This window comes from Stenotrophomonas sp. AS012628 (genome assembly GCF_010608305.1).
In the GTDB taxonomy this organism is placed as follows: Bacteria; Pseudomonadota; Gammaproteobacteria; order Xanthomonadales; family Xanthomonadaceae; genus Stenotrophomonas; species Stenotrophomonas geniculata.
Genome location: NZ_VMBJ01000031.1, coordinates 23971 through 47253, shown reverse-complemented (window position 1 = coordinate 47253; position 23283 = coordinate 23971). Strand labels below are relative to the sequence as shown.

27 protein-coding genes are annotated in these 23283 nt (G+C 62.8%); all 27 read right to left on the bottom strand.

What is annotated here, in order from left to right; genetic code table 11:
• Nucleotides 1-3: 3 nt before the first annotated feature.
• The 27 genes from rplO to rpoB all read right to left on the bottom strand — a co-directional run bounded on the left by rplO (nucleotide 4) and on the right by rpoB (nucleotide 23030).
• On the bottom strand, nucleotides 4-447 hold the full coding sequence (rplO, locus tag G5A07_RS14275) for a 50S ribosomal protein L15 (RefSeq protein ID WP_004154498.1): 444 nt from the start codon (nucleotides 445-447) through the stop codon (nucleotides 4-6).
• Between the two features lie 6 nt (nucleotides 448-453).
• The gene (gene rpmD / locus G5A07_RS14270) at nucleotides 454-645 is read right to left on the bottom strand and encodes a 50S ribosomal protein L30 (protein WP_005408214.1); all 192 of its coding nucleotides are present in this window, start codon (nucleotides 643-645) and stop codon (nucleotides 454-456) included.
• The gene (gene rpsE, locus G5A07_RS14265) at nucleotides 638-1180 is read right to left on the bottom strand and encodes a 30S ribosomal protein S5 (protein WP_005408213.1); all 543 of its coding nucleotides are present in this window, start codon (nucleotides 1178-1180) and stop codon (nucleotides 638-640) included. Before rpsE ends, rpmD begins: the two co-directional genes overlap by 8 nt.
• Before the next feature lie 161 nt (nucleotides 1181-1341).
• A complete protein-coding gene (rplR, locus tag G5A07_RS14260; RefSeq protein WP_174208984.1) occupies nucleotides 1342-1701 on the bottom strand; it encodes a 50S ribosomal protein L18 in 360 nt (119 codons plus the stop codon).
• Nucleotides 1702-1781: 80 nt separating this feature from the next.
• Entirely contained in the window at nucleotides 1782-2306 is a 525-nt protein-coding gene (gene rplF, locus G5A07_RS14255; protein WP_010483977.1) for a 50S ribosomal protein L6, read from the bottom strand.
• 18 nt (nucleotides 2307-2324) lie between these two features.
• A complete protein-coding gene (gene rpsH, locus G5A07_RS14250; RefSeq protein ID WP_005408210.1) occupies nucleotides 2325-2723 on the bottom strand; it encodes a 30S ribosomal protein S8 in 399 nt (132 codons plus the stop codon).
• Between the two features lie 258 nt (nucleotides 2724-2981).
• Nucleotides 2982-3287: a 30S ribosomal protein S14 gene (gene rpsN, locus G5A07_RS14245; protein ID WP_005408209.1), complete on the bottom strand. Its 306-nt coding sequence runs from the start codon at nucleotides 3285-3287 to the stop codon at nucleotides 2982-2984.
• Between the two features lie 18 nt (nucleotides 3288-3305).
• A complete protein-coding gene (gene rplE / locus G5A07_RS14240; protein ID WP_004154491.1) occupies nucleotides 3306-3848 on the bottom strand; it encodes a 50S ribosomal protein L5 in 543 nt (180 codons plus the stop codon).
• Nucleotides 3849-3859: 11 nt separating this feature from the next.
• Nucleotides 3860-4177, bottom strand: coding sequence for a 50S ribosomal protein L24 (gene rplX, locus G5A07_RS14235; protein WP_004154490.1), 318 nt, complete (start codon nucleotides 4175-4177; stop codon nucleotides 3860-3862).
• A gap of 16 nt (nucleotides 4178-4193) precedes the next feature.
• Nucleotides 4194-4562 (bottom strand): 50S ribosomal protein L14, encoded by a 369-nt coding sequence (gene rplN / locus G5A07_RS14230; protein ID WP_010483978.1) that lies wholly within the window; start codon nucleotides 4560-4562, stop codon nucleotides 4194-4196.
• Nucleotides 4563-4574: 12 nt separating this feature from the next.
• Nucleotides 4575-4844 carry a 30S ribosomal protein S17 gene (gene rpsQ / locus G5A07_RS14225; protein ID WP_004154489.1) on the bottom strand — a complete coding sequence of 90 codons (270 nt, stop codon included), beginning with the start codon at nucleotides 4842-4844 and terminating at the stop codon, nucleotides 4575-4577.
• Between the two features lie 11 nt (nucleotides 4845-4855).
• Nucleotides 4856-5041, bottom strand: coding sequence for a 50S ribosomal protein L29 (gene rpmC, locus G5A07_RS14220; RefSeq protein WP_004154487.1), 186 nt, complete (start codon nucleotides 5039-5041; stop codon nucleotides 4856-4858).
• On the bottom strand, nucleotides 5041-5454 hold the full coding sequence (gene rplP / locus G5A07_RS14215) for a 50S ribosomal protein L16 (RefSeq protein WP_004154486.1): 414 nt from the start codon (nucleotides 5452-5454) through the stop codon (nucleotides 5041-5043). The genes rpmC and rplP overlap by 1 nt, the downstream gene beginning before the upstream one ends.
• A gap of 5 nt (nucleotides 5455-5459) precedes the next feature.
• On the bottom strand, nucleotides 5460-6194 hold the full coding sequence (rpsC, locus tag G5A07_RS14210) for a 30S ribosomal protein S3 (protein ID WP_005415414.1): 735 nt from the start codon (nucleotides 6192-6194) through the stop codon (nucleotides 5460-5462).
• An 18-nt stretch (nucleotides 6195-6212) separates the two neighbouring features.
• A complete protein-coding gene (gene rplV, locus G5A07_RS14205) occupies nucleotides 6213-6548 on the bottom strand; it encodes a 50S ribosomal protein L22 (protein WP_004145348.1) in 336 nt (111 codons plus the stop codon).
• Between the two features lie 12 nt (nucleotides 6549-6560).
• Nucleotides 6561-6830 carry a 30S ribosomal protein S19 gene (rpsS, locus tag G5A07_RS14200; protein ID WP_004154485.1) on the bottom strand — a complete coding sequence of 90 codons (270 nt, stop codon included), beginning with the start codon at nucleotides 6828-6830 and terminating at the stop codon, nucleotides 6561-6563.
• Nucleotides 6831-6836: 6 nt separating this feature from the next.
• Nucleotides 6837-7664 (bottom strand): 50S ribosomal protein L2, encoded by an 828-nt coding sequence (gene rplB, locus G5A07_RS14195; RefSeq protein WP_004145339.1) that lies wholly within the window; start codon nucleotides 7662-7664, stop codon nucleotides 6837-6839.
• 10 nt (nucleotides 7665-7674) lie between these two features.
• Nucleotides 7675-7974, bottom strand: a complete 300-nt coding sequence (gene rplW / locus G5A07_RS14190; RefSeq protein ID WP_004145338.1) for a 50S ribosomal protein L23 — start codon at nucleotides 7972-7974, stop codon at nucleotides 7675-7677.
• The gene (rplD, locus tag G5A07_RS14185) at nucleotides 7971-8576 is read right to left on the bottom strand and encodes a 50S ribosomal protein L4 (RefSeq protein ID WP_004145337.1); all 606 of its coding nucleotides are present in this window, start codon (nucleotides 8574-8576) and stop codon (nucleotides 7971-7973) included. The genes rplW and rplD overlap by 4 nt, the downstream gene beginning before the upstream one ends.
• A gap of 12 nt (nucleotides 8577-8588) precedes the next feature.
• Complete coding sequence (rplC, locus tag G5A07_RS14180) at nucleotides 8589-9239, bottom strand: 50S ribosomal protein L3 (RefSeq protein ID WP_004145336.1); 651 nt, start codon at nucleotides 9237-9239, stop codon at nucleotides 8589-8591.
• A gap of 11 nt (nucleotides 9240-9250) precedes the next feature.
• Nucleotides 9251-9562 (bottom strand): 30S ribosomal protein S10, encoded by a 312-nt coding sequence (gene rpsJ / locus G5A07_RS14175; RefSeq protein WP_005408208.1) that lies wholly within the window; start codon nucleotides 9560-9562, stop codon nucleotides 9251-9253.
• 332 nt (nucleotides 9563-9894) lie between these two features.
• Nucleotides 9895-11085 carry an elongation factor Tu gene (gene tuf, locus G5A07_RS14170; RefSeq protein WP_004154360.1) on the bottom strand — a complete coding sequence of 397 codons (1191 nt, stop codon included), beginning with the start codon at nucleotides 11083-11085 and terminating at the stop codon, nucleotides 9895-9897.
• Nucleotides 11086-11137: 52 nt separating this feature from the next.
• Entirely contained in the window at nucleotides 11138-13279 is a 2142-nt protein-coding gene (fusA, locus tag G5A07_RS14165; RefSeq protein ID WP_010480354.1) for an elongation factor G, read from the bottom strand.
• Between the two features lie 141 nt (nucleotides 13280-13420).
• Nucleotides 13421-13894 carry a 30S ribosomal protein S7 gene (gene rpsG, locus G5A07_RS14160; RefSeq protein ID WP_004145321.1) on the bottom strand — a complete coding sequence of 158 codons (474 nt, stop codon included), beginning with the start codon at nucleotides 13892-13894 and terminating at the stop codon, nucleotides 13421-13423.
• A gap of 12 nt (nucleotides 13895-13906) precedes the next feature.
• Nucleotides 13907-14281 carry a 30S ribosomal protein S12 gene (gene rpsL / locus G5A07_RS14155; RefSeq protein ID WP_004145320.1) on the bottom strand — a complete coding sequence of 125 codons (375 nt, stop codon included), beginning with the start codon at nucleotides 14279-14281 and terminating at the stop codon, nucleotides 13907-13909.
• 283 nt (nucleotides 14282-14564) lie between these two features.
• The gene (gene rpoC, locus G5A07_RS14150) at nucleotides 14565-18788 is read right to left on the bottom strand and encodes a DNA-directed RNA polymerase subunit beta' (RefSeq protein WP_010480372.1); all 4224 of its coding nucleotides are present in this window, start codon (nucleotides 18786-18788) and stop codon (nucleotides 14565-14567) included.
• Nucleotides 18789-18875: 87 nt separating this feature from the next.
• Entirely contained in the window at nucleotides 18876-23030 is a 4155-nt protein-coding gene (gene rpoB, locus G5A07_RS14145) for a DNA-directed RNA polymerase subunit beta (RefSeq protein ID WP_100447780.1), read from the bottom strand.
• Nucleotides 23031-23283 lie beyond the last annotated feature (253 nt).

The following is a 23283-nucleotide window of genomic DNA, read 5'->3' as shown; positions in this document are numbered from 1 at the left end:
TTCTTACTCCGTTACGCTGCCGCCGGCAGCTTCGATCGCGGCCTTGGCACCCGCCGTGGCAGCGATACCCTTCAGGGTGAACGCCTTGGTCACTTCGCCCTTGACGACGACCTTGGCCTTCTTCGCGGTGCTCGGGACCAGCTTGGCAGCACGCAGGGCGGCGAAGTCGATCTCACCGGCCGGCAGCTTGTCCAGCGCGTACAGCAGCACTTCAGCGGTGTCCTTGGCGATCGGCGAACGGAAGCCGATCTTCGGCAGACGACGCTGCATGGGGGTCTGGCCGCCTTCGAAGCCAGCCTTGATCTTGCCGCCACCCTTGCGGGCGAACGAACCCTTGTGGCCGCGGCCGGCAGTCTTGCCCAGGCCCGAGCCGATACCGCGACCGACGCGGGTACGCTCGGTGCGGGCGCCCGGTGCCGGGCTCAGTTCATTGAGACGCAGAGTCATGGTCGATTACTCCTCAACCTGGACGAGGTACTGAACCTTGTTGATCAGGCCGCGCACCTGCGGGCTGTCCTTCAGTTCACGCACATCGTTGAGTTTGTTCAGGCCCAGGGCACGCACCGACAGGCGGTGACGCGACTGGGTGCCACGCAGGCCACGCACCAGGCGGACCTTGACAGTCTTGTTGGACTCATTAGCCATGGTTGAGTTCCTCCACCTTCTTGCCGCGCTTGGCCGCGATGCGGGCCGGCGACTGCGCAGCAGACAGGCCCTTCACGGTGGCACGCACCAGGTTGATCGGGTTGCGCGAACCGGTGGCCTTGGCCAGCACGTTCTTCACGCCAACGGCTTCCAGCACGGCGCGCATGGCACCGCCGGCGATCACACCGGTACCTTCCGAAGCCGGCTGCATGAACACGCGGGCTGCGCCGTGACCATCCTTGATGGTGTGCCACAGGGTGCCGTTGTTCAGGTCAACGCTGACCAGGTTCTTGCGGGCCTGCTCCATCGACTTCTGGATGGCGACCGGCACTTCGCGGGCCTTGCCATAACCGAAACCGACCTTGCCTTCGCCGTCGCCGACCACGGTCAGGGCGGTAAAGGTGAACTGGCGGCCACCCTTGACGGTCTTGCTGACGCGGTTGACCGCGACCAGCTTTTCGATCATGCCGTCGTCGATCTTCTCTTCGCGGTTACGGTCGCGATCGCGACCCCGCTGCTGACGCTCTTCTGCCATGTTGATTCCTTGGTTGTTTGGGTATGTACGGCTCGAGGCCGCTTATGGTTGTGGAATGTCGCGTTGTTCCGGTGGACCACTGCAGAAGAGTGGCGCCGTCCCGCCTCACTCAGGCGGGCGAGCAGGCGGGCAGGAGACCACAGGTCCCCTGCCCTTATCCCTTAGAACTGCAGGCCGGCTTCGCGGGCGGCTTCTGCCAGGGCCTTGATGCGGCCGTGGTAGCGGTAGCCCGAACGATCGAAGGCAACCTTCTCGATGCCGGCGGCCTTGGCGCGCTCGGCAACGATGCGGCCGACCTTGGCGGCGGCGTCGGCGTTCTTGCCGTTCTTCAGGCCTTCCATGACGTCGGTCTGGGTGGTGTTGGCGGCAGCCAGCACCTTGGAACCGTCGGCGGTGAAGACCTGGGCGTACAGGTGCTGGCCGGTGCGCAGCACCGACAGGCGGGCGACGCCGAGCTCACGGATGTGGGCGCGGGTCGACTTGGCGCGACGCAGGCGGGCGATGTTCTTGTTCATTTTGATTGTTCCTTGAAAGCTGAAGGATGGGCTTTTCCCTGAGGAGTCCGCACATGGATGTGCGGGCTCTTGCGAGGGACTCGCACTTACGCCTTCTTGGCTTCCTTACGGATGATGACTTCGTCGGAGTACTTCACGCCCTTGCCCTTGTACGGCTCCGGCTTGCGGAACGCACGGATCTTGGCGGCAACTTCACCGACGACCTGCTTGTCAGCGCCCTGGACCAGGATCTCGGTCTGGGTCGGGGTGGTGATGGTGATGCCTTCCGGCGCCACGAACACGACCGGGTGCGAGAAACCGAGCGACAGGCTCAGGTCCTTGCCCTGCATGGCAGCACGGTAACCCACGCCGACCAGCTCCAGCTTGCGCTCGAAGCCTTCGGACACGCCCTTGACCATGTTGGCCAGGATCGCACGCACGGTACCGGTCAGTGCGACCAGCTCGGCGTTCTCGGTGCTCAGGGTGGCAACGCCGTTGTCGACGTTGATGGCAATACCGGCCGGCTTGGCCAGCGACAGGGAGCCCTTCGGGCCCTTGGCGGTGACGCTGTCCGACTGGACGTTCAGTTCAACCTTACCCAGGTCGATCGGCTTCTTGGCTACGCGGGACATAGTTCTACTCCTTTCGCCTTAGGCCACGAAGCACAGGACTTCGCCGCCGACGCCCAGCTGGCGCGCCTGCGCATCAGTCATGATGCCCTTGGAGGTGGAAATGATGGAGATACCCAGGCCGTTCATGACCTTCGGCAGCTCGCTCTTGCCGCGGTACTGGCGCAGGCCCGAACGCGAGAAGCGCTTCAGGGTCGCGATGACCGGCTTGCCTTCGAAATACTTCAGCACGATTTCCAGCTCGGACTTGTTGTTCTCCAGCTGGGTCACGCGCAGGTCGGTGATGTAACCCTCGTCCTTCAGGACCTGGGCGATCGCAACCTTGATCTTGGACGACGGGGCTTTCACCGTCTGCTTGCCAACCGCGGCCGCATTCTTGATGCGGACCAGCAGGTCGGCGATGGGATCAGTCATGCTCATATGAGTACCTTTGAGTGCACCGATATCCGCTTTCGCGAAAATCTGTTGTCTCCTGGAAACGGGCCAGGTCCCTTGATGCAGCGGGCCGGAAGCCCACTCCTACGACCCCGTTTGCGCAGGGCAAGACGCGGGAGTATACGCCAAAAGAGCCCGGCTTGCGCCGGGCTCTTCGGTTTTTTTGCGTCGGGAAAGCTGAATGCTTCCCCTGCCCGGTTCAGGAACCCCCGGAGGGGCTCCTGATCGCAGGGCCGGCTGGGATTACCAGCTGGCCTTGCGCAGACCCGGGACGTCGCCACGCATGGTGGCTTCACGCAGCTTGTTACGGCCGAGGCCGAACTTGCTGTAGACGCCACGCGGACGACCCGACAGCTCGCAACGGTTGCGCTGGCGGCTCGGCGACGAATCGCGCGGCAGCTTGGCCAGCTTGGTTGCGGCGTCGATCTTCTCTTCGTAGGTCGCGTCCACGGAGGACACGATCTTCTTCAGAGCTGCACGCTTTTCAGCGTACTTCTTTGCCAGCTTTTCCCGCTTGATGTCGCGGTTGACCATGGAGGTCTTTGCCATTTCGGTTTCCTCGACAGATCAGTTACGGAACGGGAACTTGAACGCTGCCAGCAGCGCCTTCGCTTCCGCATCGGTCTTCGCAGTGGTGGTGATGGCGATATCCATACCGCGGATCGCGTCGACGGCGTCGAAGTCGATTTCCGGGAAGATGATCTGCTCCTTCACACCCATGTTGAAGTTGCCGCGGCCGTCGAAGGAACGACCGGAAACACCACGGAAGTCGCGCACGCGCGGCAGCGAGATGTTGATCAGGCGATCCAGGAACTCGTACATCTTGTGGCGACGCAGCGTGGTCTTGCAGCCGATCGGCCAACCATCACGGATCTTGAACGACGCAACCGACACACGCGACTTGGTGACAACCGGCTTCTGGCCGGAAATCTTGGTCATGTCGCCGACGGCGTTTTCCAGGATCTTCTTGTTGGTGGCCGCTTCGCCGACACCCATGTTCAGGGTGACCTTGACCAGCTTCGGCACTTCCATCGGATTGGTGTAGCCGAACTGCTTCATCAGCGCCGGCACCACTTCGTCCTTGTAGAACTTTTCGAGACGGGAACTCATCTTCTCATTCCTCAGGCGTCGAGCGCCTCACCGCTGGAGCGGAACACACGCAGTTTGCGTCCATCCTCCAGCACCTTGAAGCCAACGCGTTCGCCCTTGCCCGAAGCCGGGTTCAGAACATTCACGTTGGAGATATGGATCGAAGCTTCGCGCTCGACCACGCCGCCGGCAACACCTGCCTGCGGGTTCGGCTTGGTGTGGCGCTTGACGATGTTCACGTTGGCGACGACCACACGGTCGCCGTCGACGCGGACGACTTCGCCCTGCTTGCCCTTGTCCTTGCCAGCGTTGACGACAACCTGGTCGCCCTTCTTGATACGGTTAGCCATGATTATCTCCTGTCGCTCACAGCACTTCGGGAGCGAGCGAGACGATCTTCATGAACTTCTCCGAACGAAGTTCACGGGTCACCGGCCCGAAGATACGGGTACCGATCGGCTCCTGCTTGTTGTTCAGCAGGACGGCCGCGTTGCCGTCGAAGCGGATCAGCGAACCGTCGGCGCGACGCACACCCTTGCGGGTACGCACCACGACGGCGTCATACACTTCACCCTTCTTGACCTTGCCGCGCGGAATCGCATCCTTCACGGTGACCTTGATGATGTCGCCGATGCCGGCGTAACGGCGCTTGGAACCACCCAGCACCTTGAAGCACATCACCTGCTTGGCACCCGAATTGTCCGCGACGTCAAGGTAGCTCTGCATCTGGATCATGATTCAGACTCCTTATTCAGCCGCACGCGTGATGACTTCCACCACGCGCCAGTTCTTGGTCTTGGACATCGGAGCAATCTCGGTCACGCGGACGACATCGCCTTCCTTGCAGGCGTTGTCGGCATCGTGGGCGTGCAGCTTCGTCGAGCGCTTGATGTACTTGCCGTACAACGCGTGCTTGACCTGACGCTCAACCAGGACGGTAACCGTCTTGTCCATCTTGTTGCTGACGACACGGCCTTCGACCGTGCGCAGCGTCTTCTTTTCAGTATTGTCGCTCATAGCGGCCATCCTTACTTCGTGCTGCCGAGCAGGGTCTTGACGCGAGCAATCTCGCGACGGACCCGGCGAATGTCGTGGGTCTTCGGCAGCTGGCCGGTGACCTGCTGCATACGGACAGAGAACTGTTCCTTACGCAGGTCGATCAGGTGGGCCTTGAGTTCGTCAGCCGACTTTTCACGGAGAGTTTTGATATCCATCAGCGCACCGTACGGGTCACGAAAGTGGTGGTGACCGAGAGCTTGGCGGCGGCCAGGCGGAACGCCTCGCGAGCCACTTCCTCGGAAACACCCTCGATTTCATAGATCATGCGGCCGGGCTGGATCTGGGCCACCCAGTATTCCACGTTACCCTTACCAGAACCCATTCGGACTTCGATGGGCTTCTTGGTGATGGGCTTGTCGGGGAACACGCGGATCCACATCTTGCCGCCGCGCTTGACGTAGCGGCTGATCGAGCGGCGGGCCGCTTCGATCTGACGCGCGGTCAGCTGACCGTGTGCGGTTGCCTTCAGGCCGTATTCGCCGAAGCTGACAGCGTTGGCGCTCCAGCTCAGGCCATCGTTACGGCCCTTGTGTACCTTGCGGTACTTGGTTCGCTTGGGTTGCAACATTGTCGTTACCTCGCTTCACGGGCCGGGCGCTGACGGTCACCACGGTCGCCGCGATCGTGACGATCGTTGCGCGACGGGGTGTCGTCCTGCTTTTCCTGGCCAACCTGGGAGAAATCGAAGACCTCGCCCTTGTAGATCCAGACCTTGATGCCGATGATGCCGTAGGTCGTCTTGGCTTCAGCGAAGCCATAGTCGATGTCGGCACGCAGGGTGTGCAGCGGCACGCGGCCTTCGCGGTACCACTCCGAACGGGCGATTTCTGCACCGTTGAGGCGGCCACCAACGTTGACCTTGATGCCCAGGGCACCCAGGCGCATCGCGTTGCCGACCGAGCGCTTCATTGCACGGCGGAACATGATGCGACGCTCCAGCTGCTGGGCGATCGACTCGGCAACGAGCTGCGCGTCCAGTTCCGGCTTGCGCACTTCGGTGACGTTGATGTGCGCCGGGACGCCCATCATTTCGCTCACTTCCTTGCGCAGCTTCTCGATGTCCTCACCGCGCTTGCCGATCACCACGCCCGGACGGGCGGTGTGGATCGTCACGCGAGCGGTCTTGGCCGGACGCTCGATCAGGATCTTGCTGATGCCGGCCTGAGCCAGCTTCTTGCGCAGCATGTCGCGCACTTTCAGGTCGGCTGCCAGGTAACCAGCGAACTCGGCCTTGTTGGCGTACCACTTGGAGTTCCAGTCCTTGGAAATGCCGAGGCGGATACCAATCGGATGAACTTTATGACCCATGGTCTTTTCCTTATCCGCTTACTTGGCGGCGCCCACAACCACAGTGATGTGGCTGGTGCGCTTGAGGATGCGGGTACCGCGGCCTTTCGCCCGCGCCATGAAACGCTTCAGGGTCGGACCTTCATCAACCATGATGGTCTGAACCTTCAGCTCGTCGACGTCGGCGCCCTGGTTGTTTTCGGCATTTGCAATAGCCGACTCCACCACCTTCTTGATCAGGTGGGCAGCCTTCTTGTCCGAGAACTTCAGCAGGTTGACCGCACGCTCGGCCGGCAGACCGCGCACCTGGTCAGCGACCAGACGAGCCTTCTGCGGGGAGATGCGCGCAGTGCGCAGGATGGCTTTCGCTTCCATTGTCATCTCTCCTTACTTGCCCGACTTCTTGTCACCACCGTGACCCTTGAAGGTCCGGGTGATGGCAAATTCGCCGAGCTTGTGGCCGACCATGTTCTCGTTGACGAGAACCGGGATGTGGTTCTTGCCGTTATGCACGGCAATGGTGACGCCTACCATGTCAGGCAGGATCATCGAACGGCGCGACCAGGTCTTGATCGGCTTCTTGCTGCCCGCAGCGGCCTCCACCTTCTTGACGAGGTGGTGATCGACGAACGGGCCCTTCTTGAGTGAACGTGCCATGGTCGATTAGCCCCTACGATCGCGGACGATGAACTGCTGAGTGCGCTTGTTATGGCGCGTCTTGTAACCCTTGGTCGGGACACCCCACGGGGTGACCGGATGCGGATTACCCTGGCCGGCCTTCGCCTCACCACCACCGTGCGGGTGGTCAACCGGGTTCATGGCAGCACCACGAACGGTCGGGCGGACGCCGCGCCAACGCTTGGCACCGGCCTTGCCCAGCTTTTCCAGGCTGTGCTCGTCGTTGCCGACTTCGCCGATGGTGGCGCAGCACTCGACCGGAACCTTACGCATTTCACCCGAGCGCAGGCGCAGGGTGGCGTAGATGCCTTCACGAGCCACCAGCTGCACGGCCGCACCCGCGGCGCGAGCGATCTGAGCGCCCTTGCCCGGCTTCAGTTCGATGCAGTGGATGGTGGTGCCGACCGGGATGTTGCGCAGCGGCAGGGTGTTGCCGGCCTTGATCGGGGCATCCGAACCAGCGATCACCTGATCACCAGCCTTCAGGCCCTTCGGGGCGATGATGTAGCGACGCTCACCGTCGACGTAGCACAGCAGAGCGATGTGCGCGGTGCGGTTCGGATCGTATTCGATGCGTTCCACGCGCGCCGGGATGCCCAGCTTGTTGCGCTTGAAGTCGATGATGCGGTAGTGCTGCTTGGCACCACCACCGACGTGACGCACGGTGATGCGGCCATGGTGGTTACGACCACCCGAGCGGCTCTGCGACTCGACCAGCGCAGCGTGCGGAGCACCCTTGTGCAGGTCGGGAGTGACCACGCGCACGGCCGAACGGCGGCCGGGGGAAGTGGGCTTGAATTTCATCAATGGCATGGGATGTACCTCAGGCCTTGGCCGTTACATCGATCGACTGGCCATCGGCCAGGCGAACGTACGCCTTGCGCCAATCGCCGCGGCGGCCAGCACGGTTACGGAAGGACTTGTTCTTGCCCTTGACGTTGACCACGTTGACGGCTTCGACCTTGACGTCGAACAGCTGCTCAACCGCGGCCTTTACATCGGCCTTGGTGGCTTCGTTCGAAACTTCGAAGACATACTGGTTGGAGAGTTCCTGCAGGCGCGCGGTCTTTTCGGAGACACGCGGGGCACGCAGCACGCTGAAGATTTTTTCGTTGCTGTTCATGCCAGCCACTCCTCGACCTTCTTGACCGCGTCAGCGGTGATGACGACCGTGTCGGCACCCACCAGCGAGACCGGATCCAGACCCTGGACGTCACGCACCTGCACGTACGGCAGATTGCGGGCGGACAGGTACAGGTGCTCGGACGCTTCTTCGGTGACGATCAGCGGGCGCTTGCCCACTTCCAGGCCGGCCAGCTTGGCGATCAGACCCTTCGTGTTGGTCACTTCGACGTCGAAGGACTCCACGATGGTCAGACGGCCCTGACGGTTCAGCTCGGACAGGATCGCGCACATGGCGGCACGGTACTGCTTACGATTGACCTTCTGCTCGAAGCTGCGCGGCTTGGCCGCGAAGGTGACACCGCCGCCGACGAAGATCGGAGCCGTCAGTGCGCCATGACGCGCGCCGCCGCCCTTCTGCTTCTTCGACTTCTTGGTGGTACCAGCCACTTCGGAGCGAGTCTTCTGTGCCTTGGTGCCGGCGCGACCGGCGTTGCGGTAGGCAACGACGACCTGGTGGACCAGATCTTCGCTGAAATCGCGACCGAACACGGCGTCGGAGACCGAGACCTTGTTGTTGCTACCCGTGATAACGAGTTCCATCGTCATCTCTCCTTATGCCTTGCTCGCCGGACGGACGATCACGTCGCCACCCGCCGCGCCCGGAACGGCGCCGCGAACGGCGATCAGACCGCGCTCGACGTCGACCTTGACCACTTCCAGGTTCTGGGTGCTCTGCTGCACCGCGCCCATGTGGCCCGACATCTTCTTGCCCGGGAAAACGCGACCCGGGGTCTGGCGCTGACCCAGCGAACCCGGCGCGCGATGCGACAGCGAGTTACCGTGGGTTGCATCGCCCATACGGAAGTTGTGGCGCTTGATGGTGCCCTGGAAGCCCTTACCCTTGGTGACACCCTGAACGTCGACGATCTGGCCGACTTCGAAGATGTCCGCCTTGACTTCGCCGCCAACGGCGAAATCGCCGAGCTGCGCGTCTTCAACGCGGAATTCCCACAGGCCACGACCCGCTTCCACCTTCGCCTTGGCGAAGTGGCCGGCTTCCGGCTTGTTGACCAGAGCAGCGCGACGCGCGCCGACGGTCACCTGCACGGCGCTGTAGCCGTCGGTTTCGACGGTCTTGATCTGCGCGATGCGGTTCGGGGTTGCTTCGATCAGGGTCACCGGGATGGAGCGGCCATCTTCAGTGAACACGCGGCTCATGCCGGCCTTGCGGCCCACGAAGCCCAACGAATACTTCTTCGTCATGGTCGTAGTCCTCAGGTCAGCTTGATCTGAACGTCGACGCCGGCAGCCAGTTCGAGCTTCATCAGCGCGTCCACGGTCTTGTCATTCGGGTCAACGATATCGAGCACGCGCTTGTGCGTGCGGGTCTCGTACTGGTCACGCGCGTCCTTGTCGACGTGCGGGGAAACGAGAACGGTGTAACGCTCGATCTTGGTCGGCAGCGGGATCGGGCCACGCACTTGCGCGCCGGTCCGCTTTGCCGTTTCAACGATCTCGCTGGCCGAACGGTCGATCAGACGATGATCGAACGCTTTCAGCCGGATCCGGATCTTTTGGTCCGCCATGGCGGTAGGTTCCTTCGTTAAAAGAGCGACAGACAAAGCCTCTGGGTTGCTTTGTCCCATGAAATTCCTGAATACGGACGGCCCACACTCCTGCAGGCCGACAAGGTCACTCCATAGACCTCAAAAACGTAGGCAGACCCGTTCCCAGGCCTGCCCAGACGTGGAAGCATAATGGCACGCAAGGCAGCTGTCAACAGTCGCCTGTTGACGCCGCCTGAATGGCATTGACCCTTCCTGGTCCGGGGAACACAAGGCACATCCTGTGCCTGCTTTCCCATTTGATACGCCCCGATGCCCTACCCAGGCAACATCGGGGCGCAGATACTACCAGATTACTCGATGATCTTCGAGACCACGCCGGCGCCGACGGTACGGCCGCCTTCGCGGATGGCGAAGCGCAGGCCTTCGTCCATTGCCACCGGGTTGATCAGGGTGACGACCATCTTGACGTTGTCACCCGGCATCACCATTTCGACGCCTTCCGGCAGTGCAGCTGCGCCGGTGATGTCGGTGGTGCGGAAGTAGAACTGCGGACGGTAGCCGTTGAAGAACGGGGTGTGACGGCCGCCCTCGTCCTTCGACAGGACGTAGACTTCGCCTTCGAACTTGGTGTGCGGCTTGATCGAACCCGGCTTGGCCAGGACCTGGCCACGCTCGACGTCGTCACGCTTGGTGCCGCGCAGCAGCAGGCCAGCGTTGTCGCCTGCCTGACCCTGGTCCAGCAGCTTGCGGAACATTTCAACGCCGGTCACGGTGGTCTTCTGCACCGGACGGATGCCGACGATTTCGATTTCGTCGCCAACCTTGATCACGCCGCGCTCGATACGACCGGTCACCACGGTGCCGCGGCCCGAGATCGAGAACACGTCTTCCACCGGCATCAGGAACGGCTTGTCGATCGCGCGCTCCGGCTCCGGAATCCAGCTGTCCAGGGCGTCGACCAGCTTCAGGATGGCCGGCACACCGATGTCGCTCTGGTCGCCTTCCAGCGCCAGACGGGCCGAACCGGCGATGATCGGGGTGTCGTCGCCCGGGAAGTCGTACTTGCTCAGCAGCTCGCGCACTTCCATCTCGACCAGCTCGAGCAGCTCGGCGTCGTCAACCATGTCGGCCTTGTTAAGGAACACGACGATGTACGGCACGCCGACCTGACGCGACAGCAGGATGTGCTCGCGGGTCTGCGGCATCGGGCCGTCAGCGGCCGAGCACACCAGGATCGCGCCGTCCATCTGGGCGGCACCGGTGATCATGTTCTTGACGTAGTCAGCGTGGCCCGGGCAATCGACGTGGGCGTAGTGACGGACCGGGGATTCGTATTCGACGTGCGCGGTCGAGATCGTGATACCACGAGCCTTTTCTTCCGGAGCGGCGTCGATCGAGGAGTAATCCTTGAACTCGCCACCGAAGCGCTCGGCACCGATCTTGGTCAGTGCAGCGGTCAGCGTGGTCTTGCCGTGATCGACGTGACCGATGGTGCCGACGTTGACGTGCGGCTTGGTGCGCTCGAACTTACCCTTTGCCATTGTTCTATACCTTGATTGTTCGTAAGTGGTTTCAAGAGAGGCTGAGCGAGGCTCAGCCCTTCTTCATGACGGCTTCGGCGATGTTGGTCGGCGCCGGCTCGTAGTGATCGAATTCCATGGTGAAGGTGGCGCGGCCCTGGGTCTGCGAACGCAGCGCAGTGGCGTAGCCGAACATTTCACCCAGCGGGATCATCGCGTTGATGATGCTGGCCGAACCGTCACCGGTGGTGTCGGAACCCTGCAGCACGCCGCGACGACGGCTGACGTCGCCCATCACGTCACCCTGGTAATCCTCCGGGGTCACGATCTCGACCTTCATGATCGGCTCCAGCAGCACCGGCTTGGCCTTGGCGAAGCCCTGCTTGAAGGCCATCGACGAAGCCAGCTTGAACGCCATTTCCGAGGAGTCGACGTCGTGGTACGAACCGAACACCAGCTTCACCTTGACGTCCACGACCGGGAAGCCAGCCAGCGGGCCGCTGGTGATGGTTTCGCGCAGGCCCTTTTCAACCGACGGAATGAATTCCTTCGGGATCACGCCGCCGGTGATGTCGTTGATGAACAGGAAGTCGTCCTTGATCATCGGAGCGATCTTCGGATCGGCACGATCTTCAGCGGTGATCGGCGACAGCTCGATCACGACGTGACCGTACTGACCCTTACCACCGGACTGCTTGGCGTGCTTGTAGTCCGACTTGACGTCGGCCAGGGTGATGGTTTCGCGGTAGGCCACCTGCGGCGCGCCGACGTTGGCTTCAACGTTGAACTCGCGCTTCAGGCGGTCGACGATGATGTCCAGGTGCAGCTCGCCCATGCCCGAGATGATGGTCTGGCCGGATTCTTCGTCGGTCTTGACGCGGAACGACGGATCTTCCTGCGCCAGACGGCCCAGGGCCAGACCCATCTTTTCCTGGTCCGACTTGGTCTTCGGCTCGACGGCCATCGAGATCACCGGCTCCGGGAACGTCATGCGCTCCAGGATGATCGGGGCGTCCACGGCGCACAGGGTGTCACCGGTGGTGGTGTCCTTCAGGCCCACGGCAGCGGCGATGTCACCGGCCAGAACTTCCTTGATTTCCTCGCGGTTGTTCGAGTGCATCTGCAGGATGCGGCCGATGCGCTCCTTCTTGCCCTTCACCGAGTTCAGCACGGTGTCGCCACCGTTCAGGGTGCCCGAGTAGACACGGAAGAAGGTCAGCGCGCCGACGAACGGGTCGGTGATGATCTTGAAGGCCAGCGACGAGAACGGAGCCTTGTCGTCCGACTTGCGGGTCATTTCGACGGTGTCGTCGTCAACGTCCACGCCCTTCACGTCCGGCACGTCGACCGGCGACGGCAGCAGCTGGATCACGCCGTCCAGCATGGCCTGCACGCCCTTGTTCTTGAAGGCCGAGCCGCAGTACATCGGCACGATTTCAGTGGCCAGGGTGCGAGTACGCAGCGCATTGATGATTTCAGCCTCGGCCAGCTCTTCGCCGCCCAGGTACTTTTCCATCAGCTCTTCGCTGGCTTCGGCAGCGGTCTCGACCATGAACTGGCGAGCCTCTTCAGCCGGGCCCTGCAGTTCGGCCGGGATTTCACCGTACTCGAACTTCATGCCCTGCGAAGCCTCATCCCAATGGATGGCCTTCATCTTCAGCAGGTCGACAACGCCCTTGAAGTTGTCTTCAGCGCCGATCGGCAGCTGCATCGGCACGGCAACCGCGCCCAGCTTGGCCTTCAGCTGGCCGACGACCTTCTGGAAGTTGGCACCGGTGCGGTCCATCTTGTTGACGAACGCGATGCGCGGCACGTGGTACTTGTTGGCCTGGCGCCACACGGTTTCCGACTGCGGCTGCACGCCACCGACGGCGCACAGGACGAAGACGGCACCGTCGAGCACGCGAAGCGAGCGCTCCACTTCGATGGTGAAGTCGACGTGCCCGGGGGTGTCGATGATGTTGAAGCGGTGCTCCGGCAGGGACTTGTCCATGCCCTTCCAGAACGCGGTGGTGGCAGCGGACTGGATCGTGATGCCACGCTCCTGCTCCTGCTCCATCCAGTCCATGGTGGCGGCGCCGTCGTGCACTTCACCGATCTTGTGGCTCTTGCCGGTGTAGAACAGGATGCGCTCGGACGTGGTGGTCTTGCCGGCATCGATGTGAGCCATGATGCCGAAGTTACGGTAACGCTCGATGGGAGTGGAACGGGCCACGGGAGCCTCTCAGATTTCTTGGATTTCGGATGGCCGAACGCCGCCTTTCGGCGGCCTTCGGATTGGCGCAGCCCTTCTGGGACCGCGAGGCAGCACGCACCGAAGTGGTGCTGCCCTGCCTGTTTTACAAGGCCGTCAAACTCACCAGCGGTAGTGGGCGAATGCCTTGTTGGCTTCGGCCATGCGGTGGGTTTCTTCGCGCTTCTTGATGGCGCCGCCACGGTTTTCCGAGGCGTCGATCAGTTCAGCAGCCAGCTTCTTCGGCATGGTGTTCTCACCACGCTTGCGCGCGGAGTCGATCAGCCAGCGCATGGCCAGAGCCATCTTGCGCGACGAACGCACTTCGACCGGCACCTGGTAGGTGGCACCACCGACGCGGCGCGACTTGACTTCGACCGCCGGAGCGACGTTGTCCAGAGCCTTCTGCACCAGCTCAATGGCGTTGGCGCTGCTGTTCTTCTCGGTGATCACGTCCATGGCGCCGTACACGATCTTTTCGGCGACGGACTTCTTGCCGCTCTGCATGACCATGTTGATGAAGCGGGCGATGGTTTCGCTTCCGTGCTTCGGATCGGGCAGGACGGAACGCTGCGGAGTATTACCCTTACGCGACATAGTGCTCTCTCCTTATGCCTTCGGACGCTTGGCGCCGTACTTGGAACGGGCCTGGCGACGCTTGGCAACGCCGGCGGCGTCGAGCGAGCCACGAACGGTGTGGTAACGCACACCCGGCAGGTCCTTGACGCGACCGCCGCGGATCAGGACCACGGAGTGCTCCTGCAGGTTGTGGCCTTCACCACCGATGTAGGAAATCACTTCTTCCTGGTTGGTCAGGCGGACCTTGGCAACCTTGCGCAGAGCCGAGTTCGGCTTCTTCGGAGTGGTGGTGTAGACACGGGTGCAGACGCCACGGCGCTGCGGGCACTTGTCGAGCGCCGGCGAGGCACTCTTGTAGGTGGTCGCTTGCCGCGGCTTGCGGACCAGCTGGTTGATCGTCGCCATCAGTAGGTTCTTCTGATTGGTGGCCGGAAAATCCGACCAGAGATGCGGAAATGTTAAAGCAGGCCAAAATTCTGGCCTGCTGAGACAGACGATTGTAGCAACCCGTCAGGAAAGCAGTCAAACGCCTCCTGTCAAGCCCGTTCCTGATCCTGGAACGTTACTGGGGGGCCTCCATGTACCCCGTTCAGGTTGGCCGGGGCGATCGCGGACGACCTCCCCTGCCCTTTCCCTACCCGTCGATGAACCGACGGGGTGGTCCGGCCTTGCGGCCGGACCGGATACCTCATTCTTCGCCGGACGCCTGTTCAGCTTCAGCTTCAACGGCCGGAGCCTCGACTGCAGCCGGGGTGCCGGTCAGGGCCTGCATCTCCGAGTCGGTCAGACCCGAAGCGCCGCGGCGGCGGCTGCTGTGGTACGACAGACCGGTACCGGCCGGGATCAGGCGGCCCACGATCACGTTTTCCTTCAGACCGCGCAGGTTGTCCTTGGTACCGCGGACGGCCGCTTCGGTCAGCACGCGGGTGGTTTCCTGGAACGACGCGGCCGAGATGAACGATTCGGTCGCCAGCGAGGCCTTGGTGATACCCAGCAGGACCGGATCGAAGTGCGCCGGCAGCTCGTTGCGGGTCGACAGGCGCGCATTCTCCTCGATAACGCGCTGACGCTCCACCTGCTCGCCGTTCAGGAACTTGCTGCTGCCCTGGTCGGTGATCTCGACCTTGCGCAGCATCTGGCGGGTGATCACCTCGATGTGCTTGTCGTTGATCTTCACGCCCTGCAGGCGGTACACGTCCTGGATTTCCTTCACCAGGTAGGCCGCCAACGGTTCGACACCCAGCAGGCGCAGGATGTCCTGCGGGCTCGGCTCGCCGTCCACGATGGTTTCACCCTTGGTGACATGCTCGCCTTCGAACACGATGACCTGGCGGTACTTCGGAATCAGCTCTTCGTGCTCCGAACCATCGGTGTCCTTGATGATCAGGCGCTGCTTGCCCTTGGTGTCCTTGCCGAAGCTGATGATGCCCGAACGCTCGGCCAGCACCGCCGGATCCTTCGGCTTGCGCGCTTCGAACAGATCGGCCACGCGCGGCAGACCACCGGTGATGTCGCGGGTCTTCGACGCTTCCTGCGGAATCTTGGCGACCACGTCACCCACGCCGACGGCAGCGCCGTCCTGCAGGTTGACGATCGAACGCGGCGGCAGCAGGTACTGCGCCGGCAGGTCGGTGCCCGGAATCGACAGGTCGTTGCCCTTGGCGTCGACGATGCGCACGATCGGGCGCAGATCCTTGGCCTGGGTACCACGACGCTTCGGATCGGTGATTTCGCGCGAAGCAAGGCCGGTCAGCTCGTCGGTCTTCTCGATGACGGTGATGCCGTCGACGAAGTCGATGAAGCGGATGAAGCCGGCCACTTCCGACACGATCGGGTGGTTATGCGGATCCCAGTTGGCCACGGTCTGGCCCGCCTTGATCGCATCACCGTCCTTGGACGTGATGGTCGCACCGTACGGCAGCTTGTAACGCTCACGCTCACGGCCGTGGGCATCGAGCACCGAGATTTCGCCCGAGCGCGACACTGCCACCAGCGAGCCGTTGGCATGCTCGACGGACTTGAGGTTGCTGAACTTGACCGAGCCGGTGGTCTTGACGGTGATGTTGTCGACCGCAGCAGCTCGCGACGCCGCACCACCGATGTGGAACGTACGCATGGTCAGCTGGGTACCCGGCTCACCGATGGACTGGGCGGCGATGACGCCGACCGCTTCACCGATGTTGACCAGGTGACCACGGGCCAGATCGCGGCCGTAGCAGCGCGAGCAGACACCGAAGGCCGATTCGCAGGAGATGGTCGAGCGGACCTTGATGGTCTGCACGCCGGCATCTTCCAGCTTGGCAACCCAGGCTTCGTCCAGCAGGGTGTTGCGGGTGACGATCGGATCTTCGTCGTTGCCCGGCAGGAACACGTCCTCGGCAACCACGCGACCCAGCACGCGGTCCTTCAGCGGCTCGACCACGTCGCCGCCTTCCACGATCGGGGTCATGATCAGGCCTTCGGTGGTACCGCAATCCACCTCGGTGATCACCACGTCCTGCGCGACGTCGACCAGACGACGGGTCAGGTAACCCGAGTTCGCGGTCTTCAGCGCGGTATCGGCCAGACCCTTACGGGCACCGTGGGTGGAGTTGAAGTACTCCTGCACGTTCAGGCCTTCGCGGAAGTTCGCCTTGATGGGCGTCTCGATGATCGAGCCATCCGGACGGGCCATCAGGCCGCGCATGCCGGCCAGCTGACGGATCTGCGCCTGCGAACCACGCGCACCGGAGTCGGCCATGATGTACAGCGAGTTCATCGACTTCTGGTCGATGGTCTCACCCTTGGCGTTGACCACCTTCTCGGTACCGATGGTGTCCATCATCGCCTTGGCGATGCGCTCGTTGGTGCGCGACCAGATGTCGACCACCTTGTTGTAGCGCTCGCCGGCGGTGACCAGGCCCGACTGGTACTGCTCCTGGATTTCCAGCACTTCGGCTTCGGCCTCGGTGAGGATGCCCTTCTTCTCGTCCGGGATCAGCATGTCGTCGATGCCGATGGAGACGCCGGCGCGGGTCGCATAGGCGAAGCCGGTGTACATCAGCTTGTCGGCGAACACGACCGTGTCCTTCAGGCCCAGCTGGCGGTAGCTGGAGTTGATCAGGCGGCTGATGTTCTTCTTGGTCAGCTCAACATTGGCCAGCGCGAACGGCAGGCCTTCCGGCAGGATTTCAGCCAGCAGGGCGCGACCGATCGTGGTGTCCACGATCGAGGTCTTGTTCTGCTTGTTGCCGTCTTCGTCGGTCACCACCTCGGTGATGCGGACCTTGACCTTGGCGTGCAGTTCCACCACGCGGTTGTCATAGGCACGCTTGACTTCGGCGATGTTGGCGAAGGCCATGCCCTCGCCCTTCTTGTTTTCCAGCGAGCGGGTCATGTAGTACAGACCCAGCACGACGTCCTGCGACGGCACAATGATCGGCTCGCCGTTGGCCGGCGACAGGATGTTGTTGGTGGACATCATCAGCGCACGCGCTTCCAGCTGGGCTTCCAGCGAGAGCGGCACGTGGACGGCCATCTGGTCACCGTCGAAGTCGGCGTTGAACGCGGTGCAGACCAGCGGATGCAGCTGGATGGCCTTGCCTTCGATCAGCACCGGCTCGAACGCCTGGATGCCCAGACGGTGCAGGGTCGGCGCACGGTTCAGCATCACCGGATGCTCGCGGATGACCTCTTCCAGGATGTCCCAGACTTCGGCTTCTTCGCGCTCGACCAGCTTCTTGGCAGCCTTGATGGTGGTGGCCAGGCCACGACGCTGCAGCTTGGCGAAGACGAACGGCTTGAACAGCTCGAGCGCCATCTTCTTCGGCAGGCCGCACTGGTGCAGGCGCAGGTACGGACCGACCACGATGACCGAACGGCCCGAGTAGTCGACGCGCTTGCCGAGCAGGTTCTGGCGGAAGCGACCCTGCTTGCCCTTGATCATGTCGGCCAGCGACTTCAGCGGGCGCTTGTTGGTGCCGGTGATGGCACGGCCACGACGGCCGTTGTCCAGCAGCGCATCGACCGATTCCTGCAGCATGCGCTTTTCATTGCGCACGATGATGTCCGGCGCGCTCAGTTCGAGCAGGCGGCGCAGGCGGTTGTTGCGGTTGATGACGCGGCGGTACAGGTCGTTCAGGTCGGAGGTCGCGAAGCGGCCGCCATCCAGCGGGACCAGCGGACGCAGGTCCGGCGGCAGCACCGGCAGCACGGTCATGACCATCCATTCCGGACGGTTGCCCGATTCCAGGAAGGCTTCGATCAGCTTGATGCGCTTGGTGAGGCGCTTGAGCTTGGTTTCCGAACCGGTAGCGGCGATTTCCTCGCGCAGGCGGGTCATTTCCGACTGCAGGTCGATGGTGCGCAGCAGTTCGTACACGGCCTCGGCGCCCATGGCGGCGTCGAAGTCGTCACCGTGCTCCTGGCGGGCCTGCAGGTACTGTTCTTCGGTCAGCAGCTGGCGGCGTTCCAGGGCGGTCAGGCCCGGCTCGGTCACCACGTAGGCTTCGAAGTACAGCACGCGCTCGATGTCGCGCAGGGTCATGTCCAGCATCAGGCCGATGCGCGACGGCAGCGACTTCAGGAACCAGATGTGCGCGACCGGCGAGGCCAGGTCGATGTGGCCCATGCGCTCGCGACGCACCTTGGCCAGGGTCACTTCGGTGCCGCACTTTTCGCAGACCACGCCGCGGTGCTTCATGCGCTTGTACTTGCCGCACAGGCACTCGTAGTCCTTCACCGGGCCGAAGATGGCGGCGCAGAACAGGCCGTCGCGTTCCGGCTTGAAGGTACGGTAGTTGATGGTTTCCGGCTTCTTCACTTCGCCGAAGGACCACGAACGGATCAGGTCCGGCGAAGCCAGCGCGATCTTGATCGCGTCGAAGTCCAGCGTCTGGCGCTGCTGGTTGAAGAGGTTGAGCAGGTCTTTCATGGTGTTCTCCAGAAGGAGGAATGCTGTGTCGATGGGCTTTCAGTTCACTGCCAGCGGCGCGGCGGCGGACCGCCGCGCCGGCATGGATCAGTTGTCTTCCAGTTCCATGTTGATAGCCAGCGAGCGGATTTCCTTCACGAGCACGTTGAAGGATTCCGGCATGCCCGCGACCATCTCGTGCTCACCGTCGACGATGTTCTTGTACATCTGGTTGCGGCCCTGCACGTCATCGGACTTCACCGTCAGCATTTCCTGCAGGGTGTAGGCCGCGCCGTAGGCTTCCAGCGCCCAGACTTCCATTTCACCGAAGCGCTGGCCGCCGAACTGCGCCTTGCCGCCCAGCGGCTGCTGGGTGACGAGCGAGTACGGACCGGTCGAACGGGCGTGCATCTTGTCGTCGACCAGGTGGTTCAGCTTCAGGTAGTGCATGTAACCCACGGTGGTGTGGCGATCGAACGCTTCACCGGTGCGGCCGTCGTACAGCTGGGTCTGGCCACTGCTCGGCAGGTCGGCCAGTTCCAGCATGCGCTTGATTTCCGCTTCGGTGGCGCCGTCGAACACCGGAGTGGCCATCGGCACGCCGTCGGTCAGGTTGCGGGCCAGACGCAGCAGTTCCTCGTCGCTGAACTGCGACAGGTCGACACGGTTGGCCACGTTGGTGTCGTCGTGGTTGTAGATGTCGTCCAGGAACTTGCGCAGGTCGGCAACGGCGGCTTGGGCCTCCATCATCGCCTGGATCTTGCGACCCAGGCCCTTGGCGGCCCAGCCCAGGTGCACTTCCAGGATCTGGCCGATGTTCATACGCGACGGCACGCCCAGCGGGTTCAGCACGATGTCCACGGTCTCGCCCGAGGCCATGTACGGCATGTCCTCGACCGGCACCACGTTGGAGACCACACCCTTGTTGCCGTGGCGGCCTGCCATCTTGTCGCCCGGCTGGATGCGGCGCTTCACGGCCAGGAACACCTTGACCATCTTCAGCACGCCCGGGGCGAGGTCGTCGCCGGCGGTGATCTTGCCGCGCTTGTCGGCGAAGCGACGCTCGAATTCCTTCTCGTGCGCCTGGATCTGCTTCTGCGCGCGCTCGATGGCTTCCGAAGCGTCCTCGTCCTTCATGCGCAGAGCGAACCAGTCAGCCTTCTTCAGGCCATCCAGGAAGGCGTCGGTGATCACGTCACCCTTCTTCAGGCCAGCGCCACCGTTGACCACCTTGCCCACGATCTGCGAACGCAGACGCATGTAGATGGCCGCTTCCAGGATGCGGAACTGGTCGTCGAAGTCCTTCTTGACGCGCTTGATTTCAGACTCTTCGATCTGGCGGGCGCGCTTGTCCTTCTCGATGCCGTCGCGGGTGAAGACCTGCACGTCGATGACGGTGCCGTCCATGCCCGGCGGAACGCGCAGCGAGCTGTCCTTAACGTCCGAAGCCTTCTCGCCGAAGATCGCGCGCAGCAGCTTCTCTTCCGGGGTCAGCTGGCTTTCGCCCTTCGGGGTGACCTTGCCGACCATGATGTCGCCGGCGCGGACTTCGGCACCGATGTACACCACGCCGCTCTCGTCCAGGCGGTTCAGCGCCTGCTCGGAGACGTTCGGGATGTCGGCGGAGATTTCCTCCGGCCCCAGCTTGGTGTCACGCGCAACGCAGGTCAGCTCTTCGATGTGGATCGTGGTGTAACGATCCTCTTCCACCACGCGCTCGGAGAGCAGGATGGAGTCTTCGAAGTTGTAGCCGTTCCACGGCATGAACGCGATCAGCATGTTCTGGCCCAGGGCCAGTTCGCCGATGTCGGTGGACGGACCGTCGGCCAGCACGTCGCCGCGGGCGATGACGTCACCCACCTGGACCAGCGGACGCTGGTTGATGCAGGTGTTCTGGTTCGAACGGGTGTACTTGACCAGGTTGTAGATGTCCACGCCTGCGTCGGTGGCGCCAACGATCTCTTCCTCGTTGACCTTGACCACGATGCGGGCGGCGTCGATCTGCACGATCTCGCCACCACGACGGGCGTTCACGGTCACACCGGAGTCACGGGCCACGGCGCGCTCGATGCCGGTACCGACCAGCGGCTTCTGCGCACGCAGGGTCGGCACGGCCTGACGCTGCATGTTGGCGCCCATCAGTGCGCGGTTGGCGTCATCGTGCTCCAGGAACGGAACCAGCGCGGCCGCGATCGACACGGTCTGCATCGGCGAGACGTCCATGAAGTGGACTTCTGCCGGCGGCTTCAGCAGCGATTCGCCCTGGAAGCGGCACGGAACGAACTGCTCGGTCAGCATGCTGTCGGCATTGGTCAGGGCGTTGGCCTGCGCAATGACGTACTCGTTTTCTTCGATCGCCGACAGGAACTCGACTTCGTCATAGACCTTGCCGTCCACGACCTTGCGGTACGGGGTCTCAAGGAAACCGTACTGGTTGGTGCGGGCGTACACGGCCAGCGAGTTGATCAGGCCGATGTTCGGGCCTTCCGGGGTTTCGATGGTGCAGACGCGGCCGTAATGGGTCGGGTGCACGTCACGCACTTCGAAGCCGGCGCGCTCACGGGTCAGGCCGCCCGGGCCCAGGGCCGAGACGCGACGCTTGTGGGTCACTTCCGACAGCGGGTTGTTCTGGTCCATGAACTGCGACAGCTGCGAGGAGCCGAAGAACTCCTTGATGGCAGCGGCGACCGGCTTGGCGTTGATCAGTTCCTGCGGAGTCAGGCCTTCCGACTCGGCCATCGACAGGCGCTCCTTGACCGCGCGCTCGACGCGGACCAGGCCCACGCGGAACACGTTCTCGGCCATTTCACCGACCGAACGCACGCGACGGTTGCCCAGGTGGTCGATATCGTCGACCACGCCGCGACCGTTGCGGATCTCGGTCAGGACCTTGATCACGTCCAGGATGTCGGAGCTGTCGCCATGGGCGGCGACCAGGCGCTTGGACTCTTCGTCGTTGCGCTCACCGTAGTACTTGCGGTCGTACAGCACGGCTTCGCCGGTGGTTTCCTTGCGGCCCACGCGACGGTTGAACTTCATGCGGCCGACCGCGGACAGGTCGTAGCGCTCGAAGGTGAAGAACAGGTTGTGGAACAGGTTCTGCGCGGCATCCTTGGTCGGCGGCTCGCCCGGACGCATCATGCGGTAGATCTCGACCAGGGCTTCCAGCTGGGTCTTGGTCGGGTCGATGCGCAGGGTGTTGGACAGGTACGGGCCACGATCCAGATCGTTCACCCACAGGGTGCCCACGGCATCCACGCCAGCCTTGCGGAAGGCCTGCAGCTGCTCGTCGGTGATCTCGTCATTGGCCTGGGCCAGCAGTTCGCCGGTCGAGGCGTCGACCACGTCGTGCGACAGGATGCGGCCGACGATGTAGTCGTCCGGCACGGCCAGGGCGGCGATGCCCGAGGCTTCCAGCTGCTTGATGTGGCGCGCGGTGATGCGCTTGCCGGCTTCCACGATGACCTTGTCGCCGTCGGCGAGGTCAAAGCCCAGGGTTTCGCCACGCAGGCGCTCCGGCACCAGCTCCAGCTGGACGCCTTCATCCGGGTTGATGTGGAAGGTGTTGATCTCGAAGAACTCGGCCAGCATCTCTTCGTTGCTGTAGCCAAGCGCGCGCAGCAGGATCGACACCGGCAGCTTGCGGCGGCGGTCGATACGGGTGAACAGCGCGTCCTTCGGGTCGAACTCGAAGTCCAGCCAGGAACCGCGGTAAGGAATGATGCGGGCGCTGTACAGCAGCTTGCCCGAGCTGTGGGTCTTGCCACGGTCGTGGTCGAAGAACACACCCGGCGAGCGGTGCAGCTGCGAGACGATGACGCGCTCGGTGCCGTTGACGATGAAGGTGCCGTTCTCGGTCATCAGCGGGATTTCGCCCAGATAGACCTCCTGCTCCTTCACGTACTTGATGGCCTTGGTCGACGACTCACGGTCGTAGATCACCAGGCGCACGGTCACGCGCAGCGGGGCGCCGTAGCTCATGCCACGCTGGCGGCACTCACGCTCGTCGAAGACCGGTTCGCCCAGCTTGTAGCCGACGTATTCCAGGGCGGCATTGCCGCTGTAGCTGGCGATCGGGAAGACCGACTTCAGCGCAGCGTGCAGGCCGTGGTCCGTGCGCTTGGCCGGATCGACGTTTTCCTGCAGGAATTCACGATAGGAATCCACCTGGATGGCGAGCAGGAACGGCACTTCGAGAATCGAGCGCTGCTTGCCGAAATCCTTGCGGATACGCTTTTTTTCGGTGAACGAATAGGACGTCATGAGGTCTTCCACCTTGTTGTGCGGATCGTGCGCCCACGATCCGAAGGGAACTTGAAATTGTCAGTTGGAAGTCGCTGGTATTGCCGGCACCAGCACGCCTTCTCCCGCTACTTCCAACTGCCAACTCGTCTGCATCCACTCCCCCGCTGCCGCGCGCTGCGCTGGCCGGCCGGGGTCTGACCGCAGCCCGTGTTGGGCTTTTTCCTGCTGTTTTTCACATCCACGCACGGCGTGGATCTACAACACTGCAACA

Bases quoted from the DNA above. Each gene is read 5' to 3' on its own strand.
- rplO (WP_004154498.1), bottom strand. From the start codon at position 447: ATGACTCTGCGTCTCAATGAACTGAGCCCGGCACCGGGCGCCCGCACC.
- rpmD (WP_005408214.1), bottom strand. From the start codon at position 645: ATGGCTAATGAGTCCAACAAGACTGTCAAGGTCCGCCTGGTGCGTGGC.
- rpsE (WP_005408213.1), bottom strand. From the start codon at position 1,180: ATGGCAGAAGAGCGTCAGCAGCGGGGTCGCGATCGCGACCGTAACCGC.
- rplF (WP_010483977.1), bottom strand. From the start codon at position 2,306: ATGTCCCGCGTAGCCAAGAAGCCGATCGACCTGGGTAAGGTTGAACTG.
- rpsH (WP_005408210.1), bottom strand. From the start codon at position 2,723: ATGAGCATGACTGATCCCATCGCCGACCTGCTGGTCCGCATCAAGAAT.
- rpsN (WP_005408209.1), bottom strand. From the start codon at position 3,287: ATGGCAAAGACCTCCATGGTCAACCGCGACATCAAGCGGGAAAAGCTG.
- rplE (WP_004154491.1), bottom strand. From the start codon at position 3,848: ATGAGTTCCCGTCTCGAAAAGTTCTACAAGGACGAAGTGGTGCCGGCG.
- rplX (WP_004154490.1), bottom strand. From the start codon at position 4,177: ATGGCTAACCGTATCAAGAAGGGCGACCAGGTTGTCGTCAACGCTGGC.
- rplN (WP_010483978.1), bottom strand. From the start codon at position 4,562: ATGATCCAGATGCAGAGCTACCTTGACGTCGCGGACAATTCGGGTGCC.
- rpsQ (WP_004154489.1), bottom strand. From the start codon at position 4,844: ATGAGCGACAATACTGAAAAGAAGACGCTGCGCACGGTCGAAGGCCGT.
- rpmC (WP_004154487.1), bottom strand. From the start codon at position 5,041: ATGGATATCAAAACTCTCCGTGAAAAGTCGGCTGACGAACTCAAGGCC.
- rplP (WP_004154486.1), bottom strand. From the start codon at position 5,454: ATGTTGCAACCCAAGCGAACCAAGTACCGCAAGGTACACAAGGGCCGT.
- rpsC (WP_005415414.1), bottom strand. From the start codon at position 6,194: ATGGGTCATAAAGTTCATCCGATTGGTATCCGCCTCGGCATTTCCAAG.
- rplV (WP_004145348.1), bottom strand. From the start codon at position 6,548: ATGGAAGCGAAAGCCATCCTGCGCACTGCGCGCATCTCCCCGCAGAAG.
- rpsS (WP_004154485.1), bottom strand. From the start codon at position 6,830: ATGGCACGTTCACTCAAGAAGGGCCCGTTCGTCGATCACCACCTCGTC.
- rplB (WP_004145339.1), bottom strand. From the start codon at position 7,664: ATGCCATTGATGAAATTCAAGCCCACTTCCCCCGGCCGCCGTTCGGCC.
- rplW (WP_004145338.1), bottom strand. From the start codon at position 7,974: ATGAACAGCAACGAAAAAATCTTCAGCGTGCTGCGTGCCCCGCGTGTC.
- rplD (WP_004145337.1), bottom strand. From the start codon at position 8,576: ATGGAACTCGTTATCACGGGTAGCAACAACAAGGTCTCGGTCTCCGAC.
- rplC (WP_004145336.1), bottom strand. From the start codon at position 9,239: ATGACGAAGAAGTATTCGTTGGGCTTCGTGGGCCGCAAGGCCGGCATG.
- rpsJ (WP_005408208.1), bottom strand. From the start codon at position 9,562: ATGGCGGACCAAAAGATCCGGATCCGGCTGAAAGCGTTCGATCATCGT.
- tuf (WP_004154360.1), bottom strand. From the start codon at position 11,085: ATGGCAAAGGGTAAGTTCGAGCGCACCAAGCCGCACGTCAACGTCGGC.
- rpsG (WP_004145321.1), bottom strand. From the start codon at position 13,894: ATGTCGCGTAAGGGTAATACTCCGCAGCGTTCCGTCCTGCCCGATCCG.
- rpsL (WP_004145320.1), bottom strand. From the start codon at position 14,281: ATGGCGACGATCAACCAGCTGGTCCGCAAGCCGCGGCAAGCGACCACC.
- rpoC (WP_010480372.1), bottom strand. From the start codon at position 18,788: ATGAAAGACCTGCTCAACCTCTTCAACCAGCAGCGCCAGACGCTGGAC.
- rpoB (WP_100447780.1), bottom strand. From the start codon at position 23,030: ATGACGTCCTATTCGTTCACCGAAAAAAAGCGTATCCGCAAGGATTTC.